The 3,359-nt window shown below is 39.1% G+C and carries 2 protein-coding genes; both read right to left on the bottom strand.

The window, feature by feature from the left end; all coding sequences use genetic code 11:
- Positions 1-354 precede the first annotated feature (354 nt).
- Positions 355-834 (bottom strand): MarR family winged helix-turn-helix transcriptional regulator, encoded by a 480-nt coding sequence (locus tag AB685_RS28870; RefSeq protein WP_082153821.1) that lies wholly within the window; start codon positions 832-834, stop codon positions 355-357.
- Between the two features lie 92 nt (positions 835-926).
- Positions 927-3,359 (bottom strand): aconitate hydratase AcnA (gene acnA, locus AB685_RS28865; RefSeq protein WP_047974052.1); only part of this gene is annotated, 2,433 nt, incomplete at its 5' end.

Genomic DNA, 3,359 nt, shown 5'->3' with positions numbered 1-3,359 from the left:
TTGCTCCAGAATAACTTGTCACGACTGCCGCAACAGGCGGATTAATATTAGGGAATAGTTGCAGAGGTAAATTAGTAATCGAGACAAAGCCGAAAATTAAAAAGATAAGCATGGCCACAATTGTGAATTTAGGCCTGCGTATTGAAAAATTTGTCATGTTTTCATTTACTCCTTTTTGTTATAGCCAGGATTTTAATGGGTTCTATCGTAAACAAGTCCTACATTTTCCTTATGTAAAAGGTATGAGCTTGAATTTTTAATCCCCCTTGAATAGTTTAATTACTTAACTGTTTTAATCCTAAATGATTTTCAAAAAGAAGGCAATTACTTTCCCTTCTCCCTAGCAAAAGTTCATCATTTGTCCTTTTTTTCTTTCATGATGATCTCATCAAGTTTTTTTAAGGTGTCTCGTACATGATGAAGATCTTCGATTGGTAACTTCGTTWAATAAATCGTCATCATCTTCTGTTCAAGCTTAAACAATTCATGTTGAATTCTTTGCCCATTTTGCCCTAATACTAAATTCATTTCTCTGCGATTATCGTGATTGATTTCACGAATAATAATATCTTCCTCTTCTAATTTCGTCATCGATTGACTCACTGCACTTTTGGAAATCTCAAAGTACTGGGCGATCTCAGATATTGTTGTTTCAGGCTTCTTTAAAATAAGAAATAAGATGGCTACCTGTCGCTTTGTTAAATGAAATTCATTCAATATTTCTAAATCTGGGATAARATGCTTCCCGATATTCCTCATTAAATCGTCTAATTCAATTAACACCTTTTTGTATTCTTCCATCCTCACCAACTCCAGCTTCCTATTCCATTTCATTTTTGTACTAGGTTGATTTTAACAAGCTTTCCTGTAAAAAGAAATTAATAACAAAAAAACAGTCCGCCATAAGGCAGACTGTTTTCGTATTATTACGCTTTAATTTGAGCAAATTTACTGCGTAATACCATTTGTAGGATGCCACCGTGACGGTAGTAGTCCATTTCAACTTCACTATCAAAGCGTACAAGAACATCAAACTCTTTCTTGTTGCCATCTTTGTCAGTTGCAACGACTTTAACCATTTCACGAGGACGAACCGCATTTGTAATTTGTACGTCGAATGCTTCTTCACCAGTTAATCCAAGAGATTCAGCACTATCGCCCTCTTTGAATTGAAGGGGAAGAACACCCATTAATACAAGGTTACTACGGTGGATACGCTCGTAACTTTCAGCGATAACTGTTTTGATTCCTAGAAGGTTTGTACCTTTAGCAGCCCAGTCACGTGAGCTTCCCATACCGTAATCTTTACCAGCTAGAATAGCTAGACCTGTACTTGTTTCTTTGTATTTCATAGCCGCATCATAGATCGGCATAACGTCACCGGTAGGCCAGAATGTTGTGAAACCACCCTCTGTACCAGGAGCAATTTGGTTACGGATACGGATGTTAGCAAATGTCCCTCTCATCATGACATCGTGGTTACCACGACGAGAACCATAAGAGTTGAAATCTTTCGGCTCAACGCCTTTAGAGATCAAGTATTTACCAGCAGGAGTATCTTTACCAATTGCACCAGCAGGAGAAATATGGTCTGTTGTTACAGTATCACCGAATTTACCGATTACACGTAAGCTTGATAATGGCTTGATATCTTGTGGATCTTTAGAAAGGTTCTCAAAGAATGGAGGGTTCGCAATGTAAGTAGAATCATTATCCCACTTATAAAGCGCATCATCCGTTGTTTTGATTTCGTTCCAACGATCGTTGCTATCAAATACATTATTGTATTCGCGACGGAATAGTTCAGGTGTTACTGTTTCATTAACAACGTCTTTAATCTCATCAGATGTTGGCCAGATGTCTGCAAAAAATACATCTTTACCATTCTTGTCTTGTCCAATTGGATCATTTTGCAGATCAATATCCACTGTTCCTGCAAGTGCATATGCAACAACAAGTGGTGGAGAAGCAAGATAGTTCGCTTTCACTAATGGGTGAATACGTCCTTCAAAGTTACGGTTACCTGAGAGAACAGATGTTACAGTCAGATCATTAGCTGAAACTGCTGCTTCGATCTCGTCTTCAAGTGGACCAGAGTTACCAATACATGTTGTACAGCCGTAACCAACAATGTTAAAGCCTAGTTGCTCCATGTATGGTAGTAATCCTGAATCCGTTAAGTAACCTGTAACTACTTTTGAACCAGGTGCTAAAGATGTTTTCACATATGAAGGAACATCTAGACCARGCTCAACAGCCTTCTTCGCAACAAGACCAGCCCCAACTAGTACATAAGGGTTTGAAGTATTTGTACAGCTTGTGATTGCAGCAATTGCGATTGAACCAGTTGTCATTTCTGCTTCGCGACCATCTTTAAAGCTAACAGCAACTTTTTTATTGAACTCATCTTCCGTTAAGCCAAGACCTTGTGTTCCTTGTGGAGCCACAACCGCATCACGGAAAGATTTTTGCATACCTGAAAGTGGAATAAGATCTTGTGGACGCTTAGGACCAGATAGGTTTGCTTCAATGTCAGAAAGATCGATTTCAATTGTATCAGTGTAAACAGGATCTTCTGTTTCACCAGCTACGTAGAATAAGTTGTTAGCACGAGAGTATTCCTCTACAAGCTTGATTTGTTCTTCAGAGCGACCAGTTAGTCTCATATAGTTAAGAGCTTCCTCATCTACTGGGAAGAAACCACAAGTAGCACCGTATTCTGGAGCCATATTTGAGATCGTTGCACGGTCAGCTAATGGCATTTCTGTTAAACCAGGACCGAAGAATTCAACAAACTTACCAACTACTTTTTTCTCACGAAGAGCTTGWGTTACTTTAAGTGCTACGTCTGTAGCTGTTGTTCCACTTGGAAGTGTACCAACAAATTTACATCCGATCACTTCTGGAACTGGGAAGTAAGAAGGCTGTCCAAGCATACCTGCTTCAGCTTCAATACCACCAACACCCCATCCAAGTACACCAATACCATTGATCATGGTTGTATGAGAGTCAGTACCAACTAATGTATCAGGAAATGCTACTGTTTCACCGTCTTGCTCAACAGCGTGAACAACATTCGCTAAATACTCTAAGTTAACTTGGTGAACGATTCCTGTTGCTGGAGGAACAGCATTGTAATTATTGAATGCTTTTTTAGCCCAGCTTAGGAACTCGTAACGTTCTTCATTACGTTGGAATTCAAGGTTCATATTGAAATTAAGTGAATCATTTGTTCCTGCTTTGTCCACTTGTACAGAGTGGTCAATAACAAGGTCTACTGGAATTTCAGGGTTAATTTGATCAGGGTCTCCACCCATGTCAGCCATTGCTTTACGAAGAGACGCTAAGTCAACAACTGC

Source organism: Bacillus sp. LL01 (assembly GCF_001037965.1).
Note: the sequence above shows the minus strand (reverse complement) of the source record. Positions and strands in the feature narration are given on the sequence as shown.